The organism is Turicibacter sp. TJ11 (genome assembly GCF_021497505.1).
Lineage (GTDB): Bacteria > Bacillota_I > Bacilli_A > MOL361 > Turicibacteraceae > Turicibacter.
In genome coordinates, this window is record NZ_CP069349.1 from 1,885,901 (window position 1) to 1,907,331 (window position 21,431).

The 21,431-nt window shown below is 32.3% G+C and carries 24 protein-coding genes; 5 read left to right on the forward strand and 19 right to left on the reverse strand.

The features are described 5' to 3' along the window. Positions 1-8 precede the first annotated feature (8 nt). The gene (locus JRC48_RS09055) at positions 9-572 is read right to left on the reverse strand and encodes a manganese efflux pump MntP family protein (RefSeq protein WP_235069247.1); all 564 of its coding nucleotides are present in this window, start codon (positions 570-572) and stop codon (positions 9-11) included. Positions 573-1,085: 513 nt separating this feature from the next. Between JRC48_RS09055 and JRC48_RS09060 the strand changes: the two genes are divergently transcribed. Beyond that, complete coding sequence (locus JRC48_RS09060; protein ID WP_235069248.1) at positions 1,086-2,303, forward strand: phosphodiester glycosidase family protein; 1,218 nt, start codon at positions 1,086-1,088, stop codon at positions 2,301-2,303. 58 nt (positions 2,304-2,361) lie between these two features. On the opposite strand, the gene folK is transcribed toward JRC48_RS09060, so the two are convergent. The 7 genes from folK to galU form a co-directional block, all read right to left on the reverse strand. Next, complete coding sequence (gene folK, locus JRC48_RS09065) at positions 2,362-2,844, reverse strand: 2-amino-4-hydroxy-6-hydroxymethyldihydropteridine diphosphokinase (RefSeq protein WP_235069249.1); 483 nt, start codon at positions 2,842-2,844, stop codon at positions 2,362-2,364. Positions 2,845-2,855: 11 nt separating this feature from the next. Continuing rightward, a complete protein-coding gene (folB, locus tag JRC48_RS09070; RefSeq protein WP_235069250.1) occupies positions 2,856-3,218 on the reverse strand; it encodes a dihydroneopterin aldolase in 363 nt (120 codons plus the stop codon). A gap of 14 nt (positions 3,219-3,232) precedes the next feature. Continuing rightward, positions 3,233-4,072, reverse strand: coding sequence for a dihydropteroate synthase (gene folP, locus JRC48_RS09075; RefSeq protein WP_235069251.1), 840 nt, complete (start codon positions 4,070-4,072; stop codon positions 3,233-3,235). A gap of 193 nt (positions 4,073-4,265) precedes the next feature. Next, positions 4,266-4,853: a rubrerythrin gene (gene rbr, locus JRC48_RS09080; RefSeq protein WP_235069252.1), complete on the reverse strand. Its 588-nt coding sequence runs from the start codon at positions 4,851-4,853 to the stop codon at positions 4,266-4,268. 146 nt (positions 4,854-4,999) lie between these two features. After that, positions 5,000-5,422: a DUF3908 family protein gene (locus JRC48_RS09085; protein WP_235069253.1), complete on the reverse strand. Its 423-nt coding sequence runs from the start codon at positions 5,420-5,422 to the stop codon at positions 5,000-5,002. Positions 5,423-5,475: 53 nt separating this feature from the next. Continuing rightward, positions 5,476-6,444, reverse strand: coding sequence for a hypothetical protein (locus tag JRC48_RS09090; protein ID WP_235069254.1), 969 nt, complete (start codon positions 6,442-6,444; stop codon positions 5,476-5,478). 109 nt (positions 6,445-6,553) lie between these two features. After that, complete coding sequence (gene galU, locus JRC48_RS09095) at positions 6,554-7,558, reverse strand: UTP--glucose-1-phosphate uridylyltransferase GalU (RefSeq protein WP_235069255.1); 1,005 nt, start codon at positions 7,556-7,558, stop codon at positions 6,554-6,556. A 196-nt stretch (positions 7,559-7,754) separates the two neighbouring features. Between galU and JRC48_RS12790 the strand changes: the two genes are divergently transcribed. Next, entirely contained in the window at positions 7,755-7,853 is a 99-nt protein-coding gene (locus tag JRC48_RS12790) for a YjcZ family sporulation protein (RefSeq protein ID WP_370630366.1), read from the forward strand. A 62-nt stretch (positions 7,854-7,915) separates the two neighbouring features. Here the strand turns inward: JRC48_RS12790 and JRC48_RS09100 are convergent, their stop codons facing one another. From JRC48_RS09100 to JRC48_RS09110, 3 genes are all read right to left on the reverse strand, one after another. Continuing rightward, positions 7,916-8,776: a hypothetical protein gene (locus tag JRC48_RS09100; RefSeq protein ID WP_235069256.1), complete on the reverse strand. Its 861-nt coding sequence runs from the start codon at positions 8,774-8,776 to the stop codon at positions 7,916-7,918. Positions 8,777-9,132: 356 nt separating this feature from the next. After that, positions 9,133-9,990 carry a hypothetical protein gene (locus JRC48_RS09105; protein WP_235069257.1) on the reverse strand — a complete coding sequence of 286 codons (858 nt, stop codon included), beginning with the start codon at positions 9,988-9,990 and terminating at the stop codon, positions 9,133-9,135. Between the two features lie 390 nt (positions 9,991-10,380). Further along, on the reverse strand, positions 10,381-10,881 hold the full coding sequence (locus JRC48_RS09110) for a lecithin retinol acyltransferase family protein (protein WP_235069258.1): 501 nt from the start codon (positions 10,879-10,881) through the stop codon (positions 10,381-10,383). 133 nt (positions 10,882-11,014) lie between these two features. On the opposite strand from JRC48_RS09110, the gene JRC48_RS09115 reads away from it, so the two are divergent. After that, on the forward strand, positions 11,015-11,305 hold the full coding sequence (locus JRC48_RS09115; RefSeq protein WP_235069259.1) for a hypothetical protein: 291 nt from the start codon (positions 11,015-11,017) through the stop codon (positions 11,303-11,305). A gap of 34 nt (positions 11,306-11,339) precedes the next feature. On the opposite strand, the gene JRC48_RS09120 is transcribed toward JRC48_RS09115, so the two are convergent. Next, a complete protein-coding gene (locus JRC48_RS09120) occupies positions 11,340-12,122 on the reverse strand; it encodes a tyrosine-protein phosphatase (RefSeq protein WP_235069260.1) in 783 nt (260 codons plus the stop codon). A gap of 179 nt (positions 12,123-12,301) precedes the next feature. On the opposite strand from JRC48_RS09120, the gene JRC48_RS09125 reads away from it, so the two are divergent. Beyond that, positions 12,302-12,553, forward strand: a complete 252-nt coding sequence (locus JRC48_RS09125) for a hypothetical protein (protein ID WP_235069261.1) — start codon at positions 12,302-12,304, stop codon at positions 12,551-12,553. Between the two features lie 196 nt (positions 12,554-12,749). On the opposite strand, the gene JRC48_RS09130 is transcribed toward JRC48_RS09125, so the two are convergent. Beyond that, positions 12,750-14,051 carry an IS4 family transposase gene (locus tag JRC48_RS09130; RefSeq protein WP_235069262.1) on the reverse strand — a complete coding sequence of 434 codons (1,302 nt, stop codon included), beginning with the start codon at positions 14,049-14,051 and terminating at the stop codon, positions 12,750-12,752. A 250-nt stretch (positions 14,052-14,301) separates the two neighbouring features. Here JRC48_RS09130 and JRC48_RS09135 point away from each other — a divergent pair, with 250 nt between their 5' ends. Beyond that, positions 14,302-14,829, forward strand: a complete 528-nt coding sequence (locus JRC48_RS09135) for a hypothetical protein (RefSeq protein ID WP_235069263.1) — start codon at positions 14,302-14,304, stop codon at positions 14,827-14,829. 76 nt (positions 14,830-14,905) lie between these two features. Here the strand turns inward: JRC48_RS09135 and JRC48_RS09140 are convergent, their stop codons facing one another. From JRC48_RS09140 to JRC48_RS09165, 6 genes are all read right to left on the reverse strand, one after another. Then, entirely contained in the window at positions 14,906-15,496 is a 591-nt protein-coding gene (locus tag JRC48_RS09140; RefSeq protein ID WP_235069264.1) for a class D sortase, read from the reverse strand. Positions 15,497-15,546: 50 nt separating this feature from the next. Continuing rightward, complete coding sequence (locus tag JRC48_RS09145; protein ID WP_235069265.1) at positions 15,547-17,202, reverse strand: hypothetical protein; 1,656 nt, start codon at positions 17,200-17,202, stop codon at positions 15,547-15,549. 517 nt (positions 17,203-17,719) lie between these two features. Next, positions 17,720-18,694 carry a siderophore ABC transporter substrate-binding protein gene (locus tag JRC48_RS09150; RefSeq protein WP_235069266.1) on the reverse strand — a complete coding sequence of 325 codons (975 nt, stop codon included), beginning with the start codon at positions 18,692-18,694 and terminating at the stop codon, positions 17,720-17,722. A gap of 36 nt (positions 18,695-18,730) precedes the next feature. Beyond that, positions 18,731-19,486: an ABC transporter ATP-binding protein gene (locus JRC48_RS09155; protein WP_235069267.1), complete on the reverse strand. Its 756-nt coding sequence runs from the start codon at positions 19,484-19,486 to the stop codon at positions 18,731-18,733. Then, positions 19,483-20,433, reverse strand: a complete 951-nt coding sequence (locus JRC48_RS09160; RefSeq protein ID WP_235069268.1) for an iron chelate uptake ABC transporter family permease subunit — start codon at positions 20,431-20,433, stop codon at positions 19,483-19,485. Before JRC48_RS09160 ends, JRC48_RS09155 begins: the two co-directional genes overlap by 4 nt. Continuing rightward, complete coding sequence (locus JRC48_RS09165) at positions 20,420-21,376, reverse strand: ABC transporter permease (protein ID WP_235069269.1); 957 nt, start codon at positions 21,374-21,376, stop codon at positions 20,420-20,422. Before JRC48_RS09165 ends, JRC48_RS09160 begins: the two co-directional genes overlap by 14 nt. Positions 21,377-21,431 lie beyond the last annotated feature (55 nt).

Sequence of the window (21,431 nt, forward strand, 5' to 3'; positions counted from 1 at the left end):
ACTCATAATTAACCTAAAACGTTATGCTGTAGAAAAATACTGATTCCTATAATAATTAAAACAATTCCACCGACAATCTCAGCATAATTTTTAAAATATTTTCCAACCTTATTTCCTAAAATAACACCAAAATAACTAATAATAAATGTAATAATTCCAATTAAAGCAATAGCCAAGAAAATATTCACTTTTAAAAAGGCAAATGTCACACCCACAGCTAAAGCATCAATACTTGTTGCAACGGCTAAAATCATTAATGACTTTGTATTTAAAGGATCATCATCTTCTTCATCCTCATCGTCTTGAAATGATTCATATAGCATCTTTCCACCAATACCACATAATAAAATTAACGCAATCCAATGACTAAATGCAGTAATATACTTTTCAAAACTTTGGCCACAGAACCAACCGATAAACGGCATTAATGCCTGAAATCCTCCAAAGAATAAAGCTACTTTAGCCGCTTGTTTAGATTTTACTGCTTTTAAACTAATGCCTTTTGCAATAGAAACAGTAAAGGCATCCATGGCTAAACTAATGGCAACAAAAATGAGTGTGATATGTCCCATGCTTATCCTCCTACTTTCATTTTACTCATTTAAGATTAAAGGTTAAGAAATAAAAAACGAGAATCTTGCATAACAAAAAATGTTATGCATGAGTCTCGTTATTTAATACTAAGCCAGAAACTAAGTTCGCGGTTGTTGACTTAATCACATCAAAGATGCTAACTACTCCCTCATCATTAAATGAGTCTTTATTTATAACGAGAATATTATACTATATTTAGCTTTTATGATTCAACTAAATTATACCAACTTCTGTAGTATCTCTCTTATTATGAACAAAACTATTAATTTTACCACATTATTTTAGATATAAATTCAGATAAGTTTTGATAGAAGAAATGAACTCTTTTTCATGTTGAATATAGCAATAAATGCAGCGATGATGAATAACTATCTATAACAATTTCTAATCAATCTTTCATTTTAATAGGTCTTTATCATTTAGCCGACGTAAATCTAACTTTTTCGTCTTTGATCAATTGTATAATTAAAAATCAGATGGAGGGATGAACGATGAGTCGTTATCAAATGAAACAAAGAAAAATTTGGACTAATTTTATCATCTTTAACTTTTGCCTACTTATAATCGGGGGATGTGTTTATTTCTATCAAAAATCAACAACAATAATTTCTTTATTAAATGAAAAAATTGAGCAACAAGATCAAACCATTAAACAGCAACATCATGCTCAAACTGCACTGATTGATGCGAATCATTCCTTGCAAAGTCAATTAGAAGAAGCACTACAAACAAAAATTACATTAGAGGATGAAAATCTTTCAAAAGAAGATCAACTGGTTGCTTTAACAGAGCAAAATCAGCAACTAAACACGAATATACAAAACTTAAGTCAACAGCTTGATGAACTAACCAAGCTAAATGAACAGTATGTCGCTGAACGTCCGCTTTCTGTGGTTGAACTAGAGATGAAATATCGACAACTTTTAACAGAGGCAAACACTAAAGTAAGTGAACTTGAGATAGCTAAAAATACTGTTCAAAAAGAACGAGATGAAATTCAAGACTACTATGAACAACTTAATCAACACTTTTATGTTAAAGATGATTTAAAAGTTAAACTCGTAGAAACTAGAACAAGTAATCAACATTACTGGATCGCTGAAGTAATCTCTTCTGATGCTATCCCGTTAAAAGGAGCCATGGCAAGTGATACGTATAACGGAAAAAGAGAAACTATTTCATCGATGGCTAATCGTCTAGGTGCTATTTTAGCGATTAACGCTTCTGGCTTTTATGCTAAAACAAATACTCCAATGGGAACTGTTGTTCGAAACGGAAAGCTCGTAAATATTGATAAATCCTATACAGGTGAAATTTTATCTTTAAAATCAGATGGAAACTTGGCTTTTACAACCGTGAACTCAGAAGAAGAATTTAAGAACTTGGATATCAAGCAAACATTTACGTTTGGTCCAATCCTTGTCCGTGATTATCAGGCAACTGAACTGAATGATAAGAGCCGTCATCCTCGAACGGCCATTGGCCAACTAGATGATAATCGCTATGTCCTTGTTGTTGTAGAAGGACGAATGGAAGGTGCAGACGGAATGACTTTAGCAGAACTTCAGCAATTATTTTTACAATTAGGATGCAAAACGGCCTATAACTTAGATGGTGGTGGTTCAACGACACTTTACTTTCAGGGAAAAGTAATTAACACACCTTCCGATGGAAGTGAGCGTTCAGTTGTAGATATGATTTATTTTTAAAAAACACCTCGTTTCATCACAGAATCATTAGTGATAAAACGAGGTGTTTTTTTGAAGTTTATTGATTGGAAATGATCTTTAGCGCTTGTTCATCAAATACTTGTGCCCATTCTTTAGTCGTTTTACCTTTAATCACTAACTGTGGATTAATCTCAGCAAGTGGAATCATAACAAAATCTCTCTCTATCATATAAGGATGGGGAACTGTTAAACGATCAGAGTTTATTTCCTCTTCATTATAGAGCAAAATATCCACATCTATCACACGTGGTCCCCATTTAATCTCTCGTACTCTACCTAGTTCGTTCTCTATCATTTGACAAATATCTAATAATTCGATTGAATTCAATGATGTTTCAACTTCAACCACTAAATTCATAAATATATCTTGATCTGTATATCCCCACGGAGCCGTTTCGTACAATGAAGATAGCTTAATAATTGTTATTTGGTCGTGATGATTTAAATATTGAATAGCATCATACAAATAACGTTTCTTATCTCCTAAATTAGATCCAAGCCCTAAATAAGCTTTATTCATCTTAATCTCTCCTATCGTGTAACAGTCAAACTAACAGCTGCTGTTCCATTAAAGTTAGTGATTGGAGGTTGCATTTTACGAACCTCTACTTCTACAGCTTCAACCGTTTGATAAACTTCAATTAACTTATAACCAATTCGATAGGCTAATGTCTCTAACAAATCAACATGTTCCCCATACATAATATCTTCAATTAAAGCATAGGCATCTGCATAGTTAATCGTTAGGTTTAACTCATCTACTGCTCCTGCTTTTTGTACACAGTCTGTCGTCATCCAAACATCCACTTTGAATTTTTGATCAAATTCATACTCGTGTGGACAAGCACCATGACGTGTAATAAAAATCATATCATTTAACATTATTTTTCCCATCTTATTATCCTCGCTTATACATAATTTAAAAGCTGTTGCATGACTTTTGCTGCGCGTGCATTTTCTAATACATCATGAACACGAACAATTTCAATTTCCTGACTAACCGCAAAACATGTAGCAGCGACTGTTCCTTCTAATCGTTGATTGACATCAAGTCCACCTAGTAGATGCCCAATTGATCCTTTCTTACTCACACCAAGTAAAATCGGATAACCTAACTCATGAAGTTCTGAGACTCGCTGCATTAACTCAATATTTTTATCAATCGTTTTAGCAAAACCAATGCCTGGATCAATGATAATTTTATCATCTGAAACGCCCGCTTCCTTAACTAATTCAATACTCTCTGTTAGTTCTTGCTTAACCATTTCAACTACATCAACATACTCTGTTAACTTACCTTGAGTGGCTGTAATGCAGTCTGTTTGACTCATATCCGGCTTACGATTGTGCATTAAAATCACATAGGCTCCACTTTCACCCATAACCTTAGGCATCATTGGATCAAATTTAGCTCCACCAATATCGTTAATAATACTTGCTCCCGCTTCAACCGCTTGACGGGCGACTTCTGCTTTATAAGTATCAATCGAAATAGGAACGTCTACTTCTTTTACTAGTTGTTTGATCACAGGTATGACTCGATTCAACTCTTCCTCAAGTGTAACCACTTTTGATCCAGGACGAGTCGACTCTCCACCTACATCAATTATATCAGCTCCGTCTTTCACCATTTGTTTGGCACGTTTTATAATCTCATCTAAATTTTGATAAGCTCCTCCGTCTGAGAAGCTATCTGGGGTAATATTTAAAATCCCCATAATTAAGGTTTTCTTTTTAGCTGGCCACATCATCATCCCTCATTTTATCCATCTTCATCAATCTAAATAAGCTGTTACGCTTAAATGAAACGATTAGCTGTCATCGTATGACAACATGATCCTATCAATAACAAGTTTGTTTTTACGTCAGTAATAGTATAATTCAACTTCTTTATGAAGTAAATAAAGAAAAAAGCATCCCAAAGCGATGCTTTTTATAGTTTTAGTCTTCTACCTTAACTGAAAAATATCCTTTTGGATATTTACAAACAACACAAATTGTAGGTGCCGCTACTGCATAGTGAATATGTCCACAAACCTGACATTCCCAAGCGACGGGTGTTGCCTTCTTAAACATCGTCTCATCTTCTAGTTCTTTTGCTAGTTTTGCAAATCGTTTACTATGCATCTCTTCGATTTTGGCAATTAGGCTAAAAGTCGAAGCAATCTGATTAAACCCTTCTTCTTTTGCCACTTTAGCAAACGAGGGATAAACTTCTTCATGTTCATGACTCTCCGCTGTTACAGAAGCTAATAAATTCTTTATCGTTTGCTCCTGATATAAATCAACGGGATAAGATGCCTCAATTTCAATTTCCCCACCATTAAACTCTTCCGCTAAAAATTGAAAAAAGACTTTCCCGTGCATACGTTCCTGATTGGCTGTGTACTCAAAGGCATCAGCTATTAACGGATACCCTTGCTTTCTTGCAATACTTGCATAAAAGCTATAACGATTTCTTGCTTGTGATTCTCCAGCAAATGCTCTCATTAAATTTTTATGTGTTTCTGTCCCTTTTAAAGTTCCCATCTGTCTCTACCTCCACAAAATAAATTGATAAGTTTATTTTAGGACGTCTTTAAAAGGTTATTCAAAATTAAACAGAACCCTACTTACTCATGTGCTTTCTTAATAAAAAGAAGCTCGTTTTCTTTTATATTTTCGTGCTTTTTGATTTATGAGGATTGTTCTTGTAAATATCTGCAAATTAGTAGTAGCTGTGAGTTGAATTCTTTTACATAGGGCAAGGTTGTATCTTTTTTCGGATGAAATGAGATGATCTCTTCATCGGCAAAGGTTAAAATTAATTGATGTCCTTCATCCCCTACTTTATACTCACTTTCAATTAAGTGGCGAAGATTTTTAGTGACTAGTTGAACTTCATTTAAATCATATGTTACCTTAAGTAGTTGATAGTTCGTCGTAAAAAGATACAACGTCAGTTCTTTGTCACGACAATATAAATTTTTCGGATAAACAATTACTTCATCGTCCACAGTGATTACTTCATCTAAAACTTTTAACATATAAATGAGCGCAATGGATTGCGAATCTAAATAACGCATCGAACATTCTCTTAACTGATTAATTGTGATCATAAAAAAACACTCCCTTCTCAACAACATATGTCAAAAATAGAGTGTCAATGCGTTTATTGTACGATTCGTAATAAATAATTATAAATAGTTAGTTGATCTTGATTCATCGGGGTTAATGTCATTTCTTTTAAATGATAAGGAACCTGGGCAACATGACGAATAAACTTCGTTCGCTTTTGGGCTACTTTTTCACAAAACTCTGCTGAATCTTTTGTTCTTAAATAAGTTTTTAATGGTAAATTCAACTCTTCTAACTGTGGATACTGAGGATAATATAACTCAATTAAATCAATCGTTGCTACATTTGCACGATCATATCGCATATTTTTCGGATTTAATAGCTGGGTAAAATAATAACTCAGCTCTGTGACAGCTTTTACCTCTTGTCCTTCTCTTACTAATTGTTTATTTAACTCACTGGCATATTTTTGACTTTGTAAACTATGTTTTAAATTACTTGATTCAGCAAAATGAGTATTCGCAACATCTTGTGCCATTAACCAGTTATAGACACTATAAAAATTAGCTAACTCTAAATGACCGAGTTTTGCTAAAGTCACAGCGATCCGGTTTCTTAAATGACATCTGGCTTTCATATCTTCCTCATTCTCATATAAAAAAATATAAACTTTCAAACGTAATAACAGTGGTAAATAATCAAGTGGCGTTGTTGGATAAACTCTAAATTTCCCTTTATAAATCCAAGCAATTCGTTGATTTAAAAAATCATTCAATTCTTTCGTCTCTAAACGAGACTCTTGTAAAATCTTTTCAAATGATGCATTAAAGTAATGTTCTAACTCTTTCATTTTTTGATTAGCTAACATTACATACCAGCTCGGTAATGTTTCATGAACTTTCACAATTTGATATAAGTATAAAAATTTAATATTTGATAAATATCCTTTACTATGAATATTATGACTTAACTTATTAAATTCATTTAAAATGCTGGAATCAGGTGTCTCTAAATAATCTTTCAATAGAGCTTCTGACTTAGAAATAACCTTATTAAATTTCATATAAATCACCCCACCTATCATATGACTTACTATATTATATGCAGGTACATGACAATTTTTGTTAGCGCTAACTCTTTTATCAATGAAAAAAGAAGGATTTCTCCTTCTTTTATTCTAAGTCAGATTCTTCTGCTTCTTCAAAAGCTTCTTCTATCACTTCTTTGCTATTTTCTTCGATTACGATCTGATTAAGTTCTTCACGATCTTCTAATTCATTGATTAAACGTGGTGCTATCTCATCTAATAAATAATGACGGACTTGATCACCTAAGTCTTCACGATTTAAGGCAAAATCAATCGTTGCCTTAATAAATCCAAACTTATCCCCAACATCGTAACGTTGTCCTTCAAAATCATAAGCATATACGGCCTGACGATCCATTAAGCGATCGATCGCATCTGTTAACTGGATTTCTCCTCCTGCTCCTGGTTCTTGATTTTCTAACATCTCAAAAATCTCTGGCGTTAAAACATAACGTCCCATCACTGCTAGATTTGATGGTGCTTCTTCAACTGTCGGTTTTTCAACCATTCCCGTTAATTTAACCATGCGTCCATTTTCTGTTGGAGTGTGTGACTGAGATGGACGAACGATTCCGTATTTTGAAACTTCATCTTCAGGTACACGTTGAACGCCCATGATTGAACATCCGATTTTTTTATAAGCTTCTACTAATTGATGAGTCGCTGGATTTTTTTCATTCACCACGACATCATCTCCTAATAAAACAACAAATGGCTCATCCTTAATAAATGTTTTCGCACATAAGATCGCATGCCCTAATCCTTTAGCTTCTTTTTGTCTGATGTAGTGAATCTGAGCTAAATTAGAAATTCCTTGAACCATTTCTAACATCTCATTTTTCCCTTTTTTCTCTAATATATCTTCTAATTCATATGATTTATCAAAATGATCCTCGATTGGACGCTTCATTGAACTTGTTACAATTAAAATTTCTTCAATTCCAGAGGCTACGGCTTCTTCAACAATATATTGAATCGTTGGTTTATCAACAATAGGTAACATCTCTTTCGGTTGTGCTTTTGTTGCAGGTAAAAAACGAGTTCCAAATCCTGCAGCAGGAATTACTGCCTTTCTTACTGGCTTGCGCATCATTTCATCTCCATTTCACTTTTATTATAAGCGCTTTTCATAAAATCATTATATCATAGTTTGCTCTTTCTAATTGAAAAATTACTGTAAAGATGATTTCTTTAAAAAATATACCAAACGAATCACCATTTTTATAAAAATTCATAAATTAAACTAGGTAGTAAATCTACCAATCACTTAAGTGGGGTGAATATTTATGTGTGGAAATGGTTATGGTAATTCTTGTTGTTTCATTTTAGTTTTATTTATTTTATTGGCAATCATCGCTTGTTGCTGTGGTAACGGTGCATTCTAAGCCAAAAATAAATAATAGTGATAAAGGACTCTAAAAAAGAGTCCTTTTTATTTATCTTCACATCATTGATTAAGTAATGGATGATTGAACGAATGATTAGGATCCAAGACTAAAATTTGTTTCATGTATTGGTTCGTGACCTCGACATCTCCATTCTCAGAAGCTTCAGTTGCTAATGTTAAATAATAATCAACCTGTGTTTGAACTAATTGTTGTTTTAATTGACGGATCGCTTCTTTTTTCTCACTGGATGTCGCATAACTCAGTGCATGATCTAAGCTCTGAGTAAATAAATTATAAAATAGTGGATCATCACAGTACTCGTTTGCCTCATCAATGGATTTATCAATATAATACTGATACAAAATCTCTTGATAATAGTTAATTTTAGACTGAGTTTCTTCCATACGAGTCCGATACTTTAGTGCACTTTCTAATTTTTTAATAATCATTAAATAGAGATGATTATCATAGTATTGCTCGGCTTGTTCGTAAATTTCGTCAACGACCTGATTCGCTAATGCTAATAACTTTTGTTGTGCAATGTCATATCTTTCTTCATCAATCTCATCAACTTGCTCGTAATAATAATAAGCTGTTTCAAAGTTCTCTCCTTCTTCAGCTTGTAAGCCTCTGATAAAACTAGATTTTGAATCAATTAGCTTATTTATTTTTTCTATTTTATTCTCTAATAAGTTAATCGGCTTAAGTTCATAAGCTTTTTCAAGACTAACTAAAGCTCCTTTTAAATCATCATTCAGAACTGAAACCTCAGCGTTTAATAAATACTTATAAACTTGTGTATAACCAGAACGTTTAACAATAGATATCCCCCCGATTATTACGAGTAAAACTATAGTTATAATTAAGATTAAATGACGCCTTTTAATCATCCAATCTTTAAAACAAGATAATCTTGTCATCTTCCCTAACTCCTCTATTTAAAAACATACGTATAAAAAACTCATCCAAATCTAAATCGAATTTGAATGAGTCATCATTGTCCCACCTTATAGTCTTAAAATCTTCACTTTTTTGTCGTACGATTAACCTTTTAAATGAAATGAAAAAGATTGTTATCTATAAAATATCAACTTTGATGGATGATTAATACTATTCATCTTAATCTAAAATTTTAAGTGATTAAAAATAGTAACTTATTCATTTCATCTTATGATAAAACTAATGTTAAATTCAAACGATCAGCAACCTTTTTTAAAATTGAATTTAGAGCTATCACTATCACTTTAACATTTATTTTGAACTTCTATTTCTTGTATTAACTATACGCTCTTTTTCCTCGGCAAGTGATCACAGATACCCTCCTTTGAAGAGTAATTCCACCTAAACGATCAATTTTCATCTTTAAAAAACTTCTAAAAGAAGATAATCCATCTTGGAAAATAGTATATCTTAGTGAACGTAAAACTTCATCGCATAAAATAAAACCAATTAAATCATCAACACTATTAACCATCCAAACAGATTGAAACTCATCTACCTCCACATACGAGAAAGTATTTTCTAACATCTCTTTGGTATCTGATTGATTATTTTTTATATAATTGTTTATTTGATCTTTAATAAACGGATTTGGATCATATTCATAAATTAATTTGTATAAAGAGGCATAGTAATCCTCTGTAATATACGTGTAATAAAAAGTCCCCTCATCTTTTAGTACACGAAGAATTTCCGATAGAAGCGAAACATGATATGCATGATTTGAATTTAAATCGATGTTATGAGAATAAGCCAAATCTAACGCTTTATTCTCAATGTTTAGTGTCTCACATTGATTTAAACTAATATTAGTATTTGAAAAGCTTTTTAAGATTCTTTTAGCTTGTAAAACATTTTCGATCTTCTCATCGACTAAATAAAGTTTTTTAAATAAAGGCATATATTTAAAATCATGAATCCAATATGATTCAGATAAGCACCCTAACTCTAAAGCAACTTCATTTCCTGTTAAATTAATTTTTTGAATAAACCATTCAACAAAATTATTAGGATTTAAGCTATATCGTTGAAACATATAGGCCACATCATATTGATGAGATTGATAAAATCTTATTTTTTTGGTGATAACTGAATTAAAAGAATTCTTATCGATATTACAAACAGTATATGACATGTGACCTAAATCCCCCTTTAACTTTCAATAGCTGAAACTTATAAACAATATTATCTACACTTTATTTTAGTGTCTGTGTATAACAATAACTCCTAATTTACCCAAGAAAAACAAGAGTTTTTAAAAAAACTTATCTTTTTTATCCCCATATATGTGTATAACTATATTATAACATAATGTGGAAAAAATAAATATTTTTATCCCTACTTTTTACATTTTTTGAATTTTGTTTTGCTGATTTTTGTCTAACAGTTGTTTACTTGATTATTTTTTGTCTATTTTTATTTGTATTTTTGACGGCTTTGTCGAAAAAAAGATATAACTTATCCCCAGATCGACGCTTTTTCATCCTTATGTGTCATAAAAAAAAGAGGATAAGTCCTCTTCCGTTTATAAGTTAATCTCTGGACCATTTCGACACCATCGAACAAAATGTTCACAGTTGTTTGTGATGAGATGATAATTTTTCTCTCCTAATCGGCTCAAAGCGCGAACCATTACCACTTCTTTAGGATAATCAACCCCGCTATTTACCAAACAGATCGGTTGTCCCTTCGCAAATTGTTCTAACGTTACAATAGAAACTCTACTAAAATCATAATGAATGACTAATCCAAACCCTAAATATAATCCATGATGCGTATAAGGGGTTGGACTAAATCTTCTAACACAAATGTGATCTGCACAATCTAAATTATATTTAGATGAAATATGTCGCTGATTCAGTCTAAGATTTAGGTCACTGTCAATTTTATTTCCAATCGTTATTCCTATTCGACTCAGTTGATTGATAGCACCATACACTTTAGGATGCTTACTTTGAACACTTCCTAGCAAACGATTAGTTTTTTGGCGTTTATTTAAATGGTTTTGTTTATCATCTTGATTCAAGGCTTTCACCACCTTATAAAATGGTTAGTCTATGATATTCAATTTTCAAAAAAACGTTCACCCTATCAATCAATTGTCATATTCAACCTTTGAAATACATATCTTTTTATATCATGATTTAAGGAGGATCTATATGAAATTTCAACTTGTCGATCCCTGCTATTGTGTAACGACTGACTTAACCTACCATAAAAATGCGATTTATGATGGCGTTCATGCACTTTATCCAGATGTCTCAATTAATGTCCATCGCTATTACTTTGAGATTAAAGATGAATCCTCTGAATTTATTTCTAAGCTATCTCAAATAAATCGTGAGATAGCTGTTCGTGATCCATATCTAAACTCTTTATTTAAGCTTTATCCGACTAAAGTAAATAATCATATTATCATTTCACCGCTTTTATTTAAACATAAAAAATGAAGATAAAAAAAAGACATAAAATTTTTATGTCTTTTTATCTTTTTCGTTTTGAAAACAATGATTTCCAAAAGCTTTTCTTAATAATTTCAATCGGCTCTTTAGGTTCAATTAGTTCATTTTTATAAACTTTTAGTGGATTTTTGACAAACAATTCATGAGCTAAAGCGGCGTCAATGCTCTCAATCTCTTTGAATGCTTTTTTAACTTTAGGCGATCGATTACGTGGAGTATGAGCATCCGTAGCGATGAAATGAATCATTTGATGTTCAATTAGTTTAATGACTGTTTCTTGAACACGTTCTCCAAAGAAACCACGAATACTTCCAACATTAGCCTGACATAAAACACCTAACTTTAAGTAATCTAATAAGAGATTAGGATTTTCAATAATCATTGGATATCGTTCAGGATGAGCTAAAATAGGTGTTAATCCCATCAATTTTAATTCGTAAAACACATCTTCTGCATAGATAGGGATATCATTCATTGGAAATTCAATTAAAATGTATTGCGTGTTATTTAATGTGCTAACTTCGCCTTCTTGAACGAGTTTTGGTAAGTCTGGTGTTAAATAAACTTCATGACCAGCAGATAATGTTAACTCAATGGACTCCTCAGCTAATTTCTTATTGACTGCCTCCACTAAATCAAAGACTTGCGACTTATTATAATAGTCACTGTACTGAATATAGTGTGGTGTACAAATGATGTGCTTAATTCCTTCGCTTACAGCAATGCGTGCCATCTCTAAAGTTTCTTCTATATCTTTAGCACCGTCATCAATTCCGGGTAAGATATGACAATGTAAATCGATCATTAATATTCCTCCCCTACTTCATTCTTTCATTATTTTATCATATTTTCCGTTAAAATACTTTTCATATCTTCCAGTTAGAAATTTAACTTTTTAAAATTAAAAACGTGATATAAGTCACATTATTAAATTTATGATTTTGTTATAATAACTTTAAGAAATATTCAGAGAGGATGGTCTACATGAGTGAAATGATTTCAATGAAATGTGGTTGCGAATTCGAAAATGGACAGGCAGTAGCAGATAAAGTTCGTATGAAAGGTTTTGCTGATCGCCCAATGCCAGAACCAGCAACTATCAACTGTTCTTGTGGGAAAGAATACACAAAAACAAAATTAGTAGATCAATGTCCACATTGCCAAATGACATACGCTGTCACACCATGTTCAGCAGACGATCACAGTTATATTGTTCCTGCAGGAATTAATTATTAATCAGAAGCACATTAAAGATTATCTTTAATGCAATGTCATTTAGTTAAGTGTCATTGGGATTTTCAAAGGCATCGTGAAATCAATTTTAATTTCACCATGCCTTTTTTTTGATCTGTTAAGCACCAAAAACTCATCTTTAAGGCATGCCAAAAAAGCAGATAGCCTCAATCTGCTTTTTTGACACCTTTAAATAGGATTAAGCTACTCGATACATAAAACTCACACTCGGTTTAACTCGGGTTCTCCGTTCACTATGTCGGCCCTTTCGAACTGGTAGTATGTTTCTCTGAATAAGTTCTTCTACAGGAATCTTCGACGATCTAAAAAATTGACAACAGACATGAATCGCAACAGTGAAATTCACTTGATAGTTATATTTTCGCTCTTTCTTAGTCAAGACAACATTTAAGGTAATCATTTCACAAAAATTATACATGGTTAGTTTAGCGAATAGTTCTTGTTCAATAAATGAGCGTTTCTTCGCATGGAGATGAATTAAACCAATCGCATATTTTAGTTCTCTAAATGCTGTTTCAATTCCCCATCTCATTTCATATAATTCCTTTAAGGCTTCTTTTGAAAACTCTTCTTGATTTAGATTGGTGATCAGCGTTTCGTAAGTATCTTCTGTTAGTTTGAACCGTACCACACGAAATGAAAGTTCATAATAGTCAGCCTGCTTTAATTTAAAATAATCAAAGCGGACATTTTGAGGTAAGAATTTATAACGATGGGGATTAGCTTTAACTTCATTTGTTTGCTTTGGGGTTAATATTAAATGGATGGTTTCATCAAATTCATCTGTATGAGGTAAACTAAGTGATGAGATCATACTTTTACTTTTGATATCTTTAACACGAATCACGTATTTCCAACCTCTTTCTTGAATATGAGCGAAGGTATTGTAACTTTCATACCCCCGATCCGCAACAAGAATCACAGGATCTTTAAGTGGAGAGTTGCCGACCATTTCAATCAGTGCTTGTCGTTCATTTAATTCACGAATCGGTTGAATTTGTGCATCGATATATAATCGATTCATTAAATCATAAAGTGCATTCAGATGAAGGGAGTTATAGCCCTTTTTAGCCGTTGAAGATTTAATGTACGTTTTTTCATCATCAGGATGATGTGCAATATTAAATGTTGAGCCATCAATAGCGAGAAGTCGATATCCTCGAAAGTATTTATACTGATCGTATGAGGCAGTAAACTGTTGAAATAAATGTTTAAATGCATCCGGTCGTATTTTACTACGTTGTTGGATAAAAGCAGAGGTAGATGCAGTTGTCACATCATAATTGAAATAAGTCATTAACTCTGTATAAAGGCTATTGCCATTCATCGCGAGAATAAAACTCACCATACTTTCAAATGAGAGTTTACGATTTCGAGTAAAATCTTTCTCAGGATTTTGGACAAAGTCCTTTGGGTTACCACTCATCTTCTTAATAATATGAATGAGTTTTTGCTTGATCTTAGTTGAATACTTAGCCATGTGATAGCCTCCTTAAATAGATATATTTAAGGGGCTACGCCACAGATTTTTGCTTCTATGTCAAGTGTTTTTTACAAGAAAAAAGGGAGGGGTACAAAAATGTACACCTCCCTTTTGGAGATTTTAATCATTAATTTATTAACTTAATGACATTGATCTTTAATGTGCTTCTTTTTTTGTTTTTTTTGAATAGGAAATTTAAAAGCGATGAATAATATAAAGGAAATTACTTCGAAAGGATCGTGTAAAAATGAAACGTTTATTAATGACTCTATTCATTGGGTTAGCGTTAGCGGCATGTTCTAATCCTAACACTAACACAAACAATACAGATCAAAACATGGGAACTCAAAATGAAACTGGAATGAATAACAATAATGGAAATAACACGTCAGTTGCTGATCAAACAAGTTATTTAGAAGGTTTAGGATTTAGCAATATTAAAAATGTAAACGAAAAAGAATACTATCAAACATATACATTAAACGAAGCAACAGCTATTAATGAAGATGTTTATGGTCAATGGGTTTACACATGGGTTGAACCTTCAGAATATTTAGAACAAGATATTAATGTATACCAATATACAGCAACTAAAGATAATACAAATTATGATGTTTTTGTGATGACAGATACAAAAAATAATGTTATTGGTGGATACTATTATGAACAAGGAAAATCAATGACAGATGCAAAAATCTTAGATGAAACTCATGAACCACGTATGATGGAAGATTTTAAATCAACTTGGGATAAACTTTTTAATATTAATAAATAGTTGGAAATAATCGTATGTAATTTAATCGATGATTAGATTAACGTCTAATGATCACCAATCATCAAAAAAGCCTGAATTAATTTTCAGGCTTTTTTGATGATTCTAATACTGCTTTAACAACATATCGCTCGGGTGTTGGTCCCATATAAATAAACGGGTAACAAGTGACTAATGTAATAGTAGGAATATCTGCTGATTGATAAATATAATCATCTTCAGGGTCTAGTATTTTAATGTCAGTAATTTTAAAGACTAATCGTTCATTTAACGTCTCAATCTCAATTTCATCTCCAATTTCAACATGTTTTAAGTTCCAAAGAATATTTTCACGATGACCATATAAAACAGAGTTTCCTAATTCACCAGGAGAAACCGTGCTTTCATCTACCCCAATTCCCTGTTTCAAGATAGCATCTGTTGTTCCCATTCTAATTGGAATAATTTCATTATAAGACTTTATTTGTAATGTTCCAATCACGCCATTAGTTAATGGTAAATTCTCTATTTCTTGTTCCTGATTTAAATCGGATGAATATTGATTTTTAAGATTCTCCCATTCATTAAGTGATTGATTGACTTGTTGATTCATCTCAAAAATAGGATAGAGCGCTATAATAAAGCACAAACTACCAATCATAATTAGTAAGATAGAAAACCACTTTCTCATAAAATCCCCCTATTAATAAAGGAGAAGATATTCACTTCTCCTTTTTAAATTTATTGATTAAAATTCAAGTTATCAAACGATACAATTGTTTTGGATTGATTCTTGGCATCAATATATTCAATCATGACTTGATCACCTTCTCGGCTAATTGGTAACTCTGGTGAAATCGTTGCAGGACTTATTAATAAAAACTCAGGATATTCTTTTAAGATAATCGTATAGTATGTCGTTCCATTCGTTTGACTGACTCCTAAACGTTCAATCGTAGCCGTTACCATTTTTCTTTCACCTGTTGTTGTATCAGTAAAGTTTCCTTGACTACCAAATACGAGTTTTGTATAGTTCACACGCGCATCATCTAATGTCTCACCCGTTCCTACTTTTGAATAATCATCGACATTAACAAACGCATATTGTTTTACTAATCCTTGATTATCTTTTAATGTCATGAAGTAAGTAGGCTCATTTTCGATATTTAATAATAATGGAAAACTTGAACTGTATCCTAAATTCTGAACTTTTCCTTCCGCTGACTTCATCGCAGATGTTTCAGTTGCACCTGCGATTTTATAAAAAGTCGTTTCCTTAGTTCGAGTATTAGATAACATAAATCCAACCGTTGATTCATCTGAACCTACCGATGTCATCCCTGTATAGAAGTACCATTCACCGTCAATATACATGTAGTTTGTTCCAGGCGTCGTTTGAATAATTCCCTTTTTCGCAAATAATGTATTGAAGAAACCATTTGTGTACCATCCCCAATCATTAATTTGTTCAATTACAAACGATTGTGGATAAATACGATCAATCCATTTCGGTGCATCTTCAACAGAATATTTATTCGTTTCACCTGTTTGTGCATCGACCACCACAACACCTGTTGCATCTGCTCCTCCATGGATTCCAACTTTTTTAGTATACGTCGTAACAACCCAATATGGGCGTCCACTATCATCTAACTCAAAAGAATAATCGGTTAATCCTTCAAACATATTTCCTTCAAAATAGACTTTACGCTTAATATCCTCATTAAAATAAGCTGATGGTAAGTATTTTAGTTTAATCGGGTTTCCTTCAGCATCTTCTTGAACTAAACGAACATCTTGGGCATCTGTAGCAGAAACCATAATATAGCCTGGGGTTCCTTGACGATTTGTGAACCATTTAATGGGGTCAATATGCTCAAGCGGAGCCACCCAAAATAATTCATCACTCATACTAATTAACGTGTAATCTCCAACATAAACTTGCGATCCTAATCCAACATCTTCTCCAAGCTTTTTTTCACCTAATCGACGAGCATAAGCTTCATCTACGGTTGGGATTTTTGAAACATCAACAACTGGTATTTCTTCTGAGAAACTTTTAGTTTCGATCGTTCCAATTAAGTCCCTATATTGTTTACTTAACAGAACAGGGGTTGATGAAATTTGATAGATCACATATAAAGCAAATAGCGTAAGCGTACAATATTTGATTGCTTTACCCGGAAAAGAAATAGGATGTCCTTTAGCCATATCTTGAAAAATATAGCGAACATCTTCATAAAAATAAGCAATGATCGCAATCACTAATAATGTAAAAAATAAATTAAATCCTTCTTCAAATCGAATATTTAAAGGCACTAATAAGACGTAATCCGCAACTAAAAATAACATAATTAGAGGGACTATTGTCACAAAAATATTTCTTAATCTTTTCATTTACCTCACTCCAATATAAGTAATGAGGATATTATATCAAATCAATCCATTTAATACTATCCTCTAGCAAAAATCTTCACGTCATCATGACCAGTAAAAAAAATAAAACCCTAGCGAAAGCTAGGGTTGGGTTAAGAAATGAATCGATAAGATAGTGTGAGAATTTGAAGTCTTTTAAATCTGCGCCGCAAATCGTAGATTCAATTTAGTTTTATTGTATTTGAGGAGTACAAAACTAATCTATAGGGAATAAGTACCGAAATCATCGGATTTCAAACTCACATTAACGTGGTAAAACAATGCTAATCTCATGACTGATTAGATTGATTACACTATCTTATATTTCTTAACGTCCTTATTATACTACAAAATTTTGTATTTTTGTGAAAAAAATTGAAAAGTTTGTGATTTTTTATACATTTATGTGATAACTATTTAATTAGTTGCTCAATGATTTATTGATTCACACATAAAATAGTTATAAAAAGAGAGTGATTAATATCACTCTCTTCAGCTATTAGTTTTGAATGGCTGATGATACTTCATCTATCATTTTTAATGTTGAGGTAAATCCTCCTGTTGCTGTGTACCATAGAGCTGCATCTAAATAAACGATATTTCCATTCTTAGCCGCATCAGTTGAATTGATTAACTCATTATCCATTGTCGATTTTGCTGTTCCTTCGCCACCTACAACAGCTCCACGATCCACAACAAAAATATAATCTGGATTTAAATCTGCAATATATTCAAATGATACTTTATTTCCATGCGTCGATGCTTCTAAATTTGAGTCAGCCTCTAAGAATCCGAAACTATTATGAATAATTCCAAAACGTGAAACTGCTCCATAGGCACTTACTCCTCCTTCATTGGTTAAGGTAATTAATGCATTCACGCCTAATTCAGTCACTGATTGATTTAAAGCTTCTACTTTTTCATTCACTTCATTTAATCCCGCTAGAACTTCTGACTCTTTATTGAAAATTTCCCCTAATAAAGTCATATTTTCTTCGAAAGATTCTAAATAATTCTCATTATCAATTGCCATATAAATAGTCGGTGCAATCTCGTTTAATTCTTCATAATAGTCAGCTTGACGTCCTGAAATAATGATTAGATCTGGATTCATTTCATAAACGGCCTCTAAGTCTGGTTCTTTTAATGATCCTGAATTCTCATATTCATCAGATTGAAATTTTGATAAATGAGCTGGAAGTGTTCCTGAAAGGGGTAATCCGGTTACTTCAACACCTAAATAATCTAAAGCATCTACTACACCTAAGTCAAATACAACTACCTTTTCTGGATTTACTACCACAGGTGTTTCTCCATATTCATGTTTTACTGTTACAACTTTAGACTCTTCTGAACTTTCGTTCCCTTGTTGGGCTGTTGCATCTTCATCTGGTGTTTGTCCACAAGCTGCTAAGGCAACTAATCCAGCTAATACTACCGTACGTGATAATAATTTTTTCAATCCATTTTTCATGTTCTTCTCCACCTTTAGTTTATATTTTTCATAAGATTAGTAATAGACACAGATTTTTTTGTTATTAATTTCTTGAACATTAAAATCCATATCATATAACCGACTTAATGTTGACGCCTGCATAATTTCATCAACTGTTCCTGTAACCGCAATCTCACCATCTTGTAAAGCAATAATTTCATCTGAATAACAAGAAGCAAAATTAATATCATGAATAACAATCACCACTGTTTTCCCAAGTTCATCAGTAATTCGTCGCAGCATTTTCATAATTTGAACACTATGTTTCATATCTAGATTATTTAATGGCTCATCTAAGAAAATATAATCTGTATCTTGGGCTAATACCATTCCAATAAATGCACGTTGACGTTGTCCACCACTTAATTCATCTAAGAACTTATGTTGAATATCCTCTAGTTGCATATAAGCTAAAGCCTCATCAATTTTAGCTTGATCTTCTTGGGTTAAACGACCTTGACTATGAGGAAATCGACCAAATGCAACTAAGTCTCTAATCGTTAAACGAACACTTAGATGATTACTTTGTTTTAAGATAGCCATAACTTTTGATAACTCTTTTGTATCCCACTCGGCAATTTCTTTTCCATCAATATATACCTCACCAGTATCTTTTTTTAACAAACGACTCATCATTCCAAGAACTGTACTTTTTCCTGCACCATTTGGTCCAATAAATGAAGTAATCTTTCCTCGCTTAATTTGAAAAGAGACATTGTTGACGACAGCTTTTGATCCATATTTTTTTGAAATATTTTTAACTTCGATCATAAACGTTCCTCCTTCAATAAAATGTAAATAAAATATAATCCACCAATAAAATTGATAATGACTCCAATTGTTGTGTTAAAAGCTAAGACTCTCTCGACTAAAAATTGACCACCGATTAATGCAAGTAAACTGATTAGGACAGCTGTTGGAATAATCAAACTATGACGATAATTCTTTATCATTTGATAAGCTAAATTTGTGACTAAAATTCCTAAAAACGTAATCGGTCCAACTAAAGCAGTCGAAACTGATATTAAGATTGAGACTGCGATTAACATCTTTTTAACTAACGCGTCATAATCTAATCCTAAGTTAATCGCCTGCTCTTTTCCTAATGCCAAAACATCAAGTTTTTTTAAATCTTTTAAAACCCAAATGATCGTTAAGCCCATTGTTAAAATTGATATTCCCAGTAAAGATGATTCGATCTTATTAAAACTTGCAAACATTTTATTTTGAAGAATTAAAAATTCATTAGGATCCATAATCATTTGCATAAATGAGGATAAACTTCTAAATAACGTTCCAAAAATCATTCCAAGCATTAATAAAAAGAAGATATTTGTATTTTCTTGTCTAAACATCATTTTAAATAATAGCAATGAGAATCCTATCATTAATCCACCAGCTAAAATAAAGTTTAAGTTTGATCCAATTAAGGCGACATTCATAGAACCAAAAATAAACACGATCAATGTCTGCATTAAGTTATATAACGAATCTAATCCTAAGACACTCGGTGTTAAAATTTTATTATTGGTTACAGTTTGAAAGATGACTGATGAAATAGCTACCCCACTTCCTGTTAAAATAATTGCAATTAATTTTGGAATACGTTTGGACAAGGCATAGTGATAAGAAGTTGGATTTAATCCGTAAGCAATAAATAAAACACTAAACATAACAACTAATATGAGTAGAATGATCATCCCTTTATGACGTCGCATTCGAATTCCTCCTCATCATCATAAATAAGAAAATAAGACTTCCTATAACTCCTACTGTTAACCCAATGGTTACTTCATATGGATAAATGACTAGGCGGCCAACTATATCACAAACTAATAAGAAAATAGCACCCATTAAAGCGGTATGTCCTAAACTCTGTTTTAAATTATCTCCTAAATACATCGATACAATATTAGGAACAATTAGTCCAATGAATGGAATTGAGCCAATCGTAATAATGATAACGGATGTAATCAATGCAACAATTGTTAGTCCAATGTTCACAATTAATTGATGATTTAATCCAAGATTCGTCGAAAAGTCTTCTCCCATTCCTGCAATAGTAAATTTATTGGCATATAAGAAGGCGATTACAACAAGTGGAATACTTAAGTAAATTAACTCAAAATTCCCTTTCATGACATTCGTAAAATCTCCTTCTGCCCAAGATGAAATATTTTGAACGAGATCAAATTGATAAGCAATAAAACTAGTCACCGAATTAACAACATTTCCAAGCATCATTCCGATTAAAGGAATAAATATAGAATTTTGAAATTTAACTTGCTTCATAATTCCCATAAACAAAAACGTTCCAAGTAGTGAACATGCAAAAGCAAAAATCATTTTATGGATTAATCCCGCTCCGGTAAAAAAGACCATTGCAATGAGCATCCCGAGTTTTGCAAAGTCCATCGTGGCTGCTGTTGTAGGGGATACAAACTTATTTCTTGTTAGTTGCTGCATAATCAATCCACAAATACTCATCCCTATTCCTGTAACGCAAACACTCAATAAACGGGGAATACGACTAATTAATAAAATATATAATTGCTGACGATCCCCACTTAAAATAGCAGATAGAGTTACTTCACTCGCTCCAATAAAAATAGATATAATTCCTAGTAAAATTAAAACTACGATTAGATATCTTTTTTTCAAAAATACCCCCCTCTTTCTTTTGATTCATATTTACTTCCTTATATTAGATATGCTA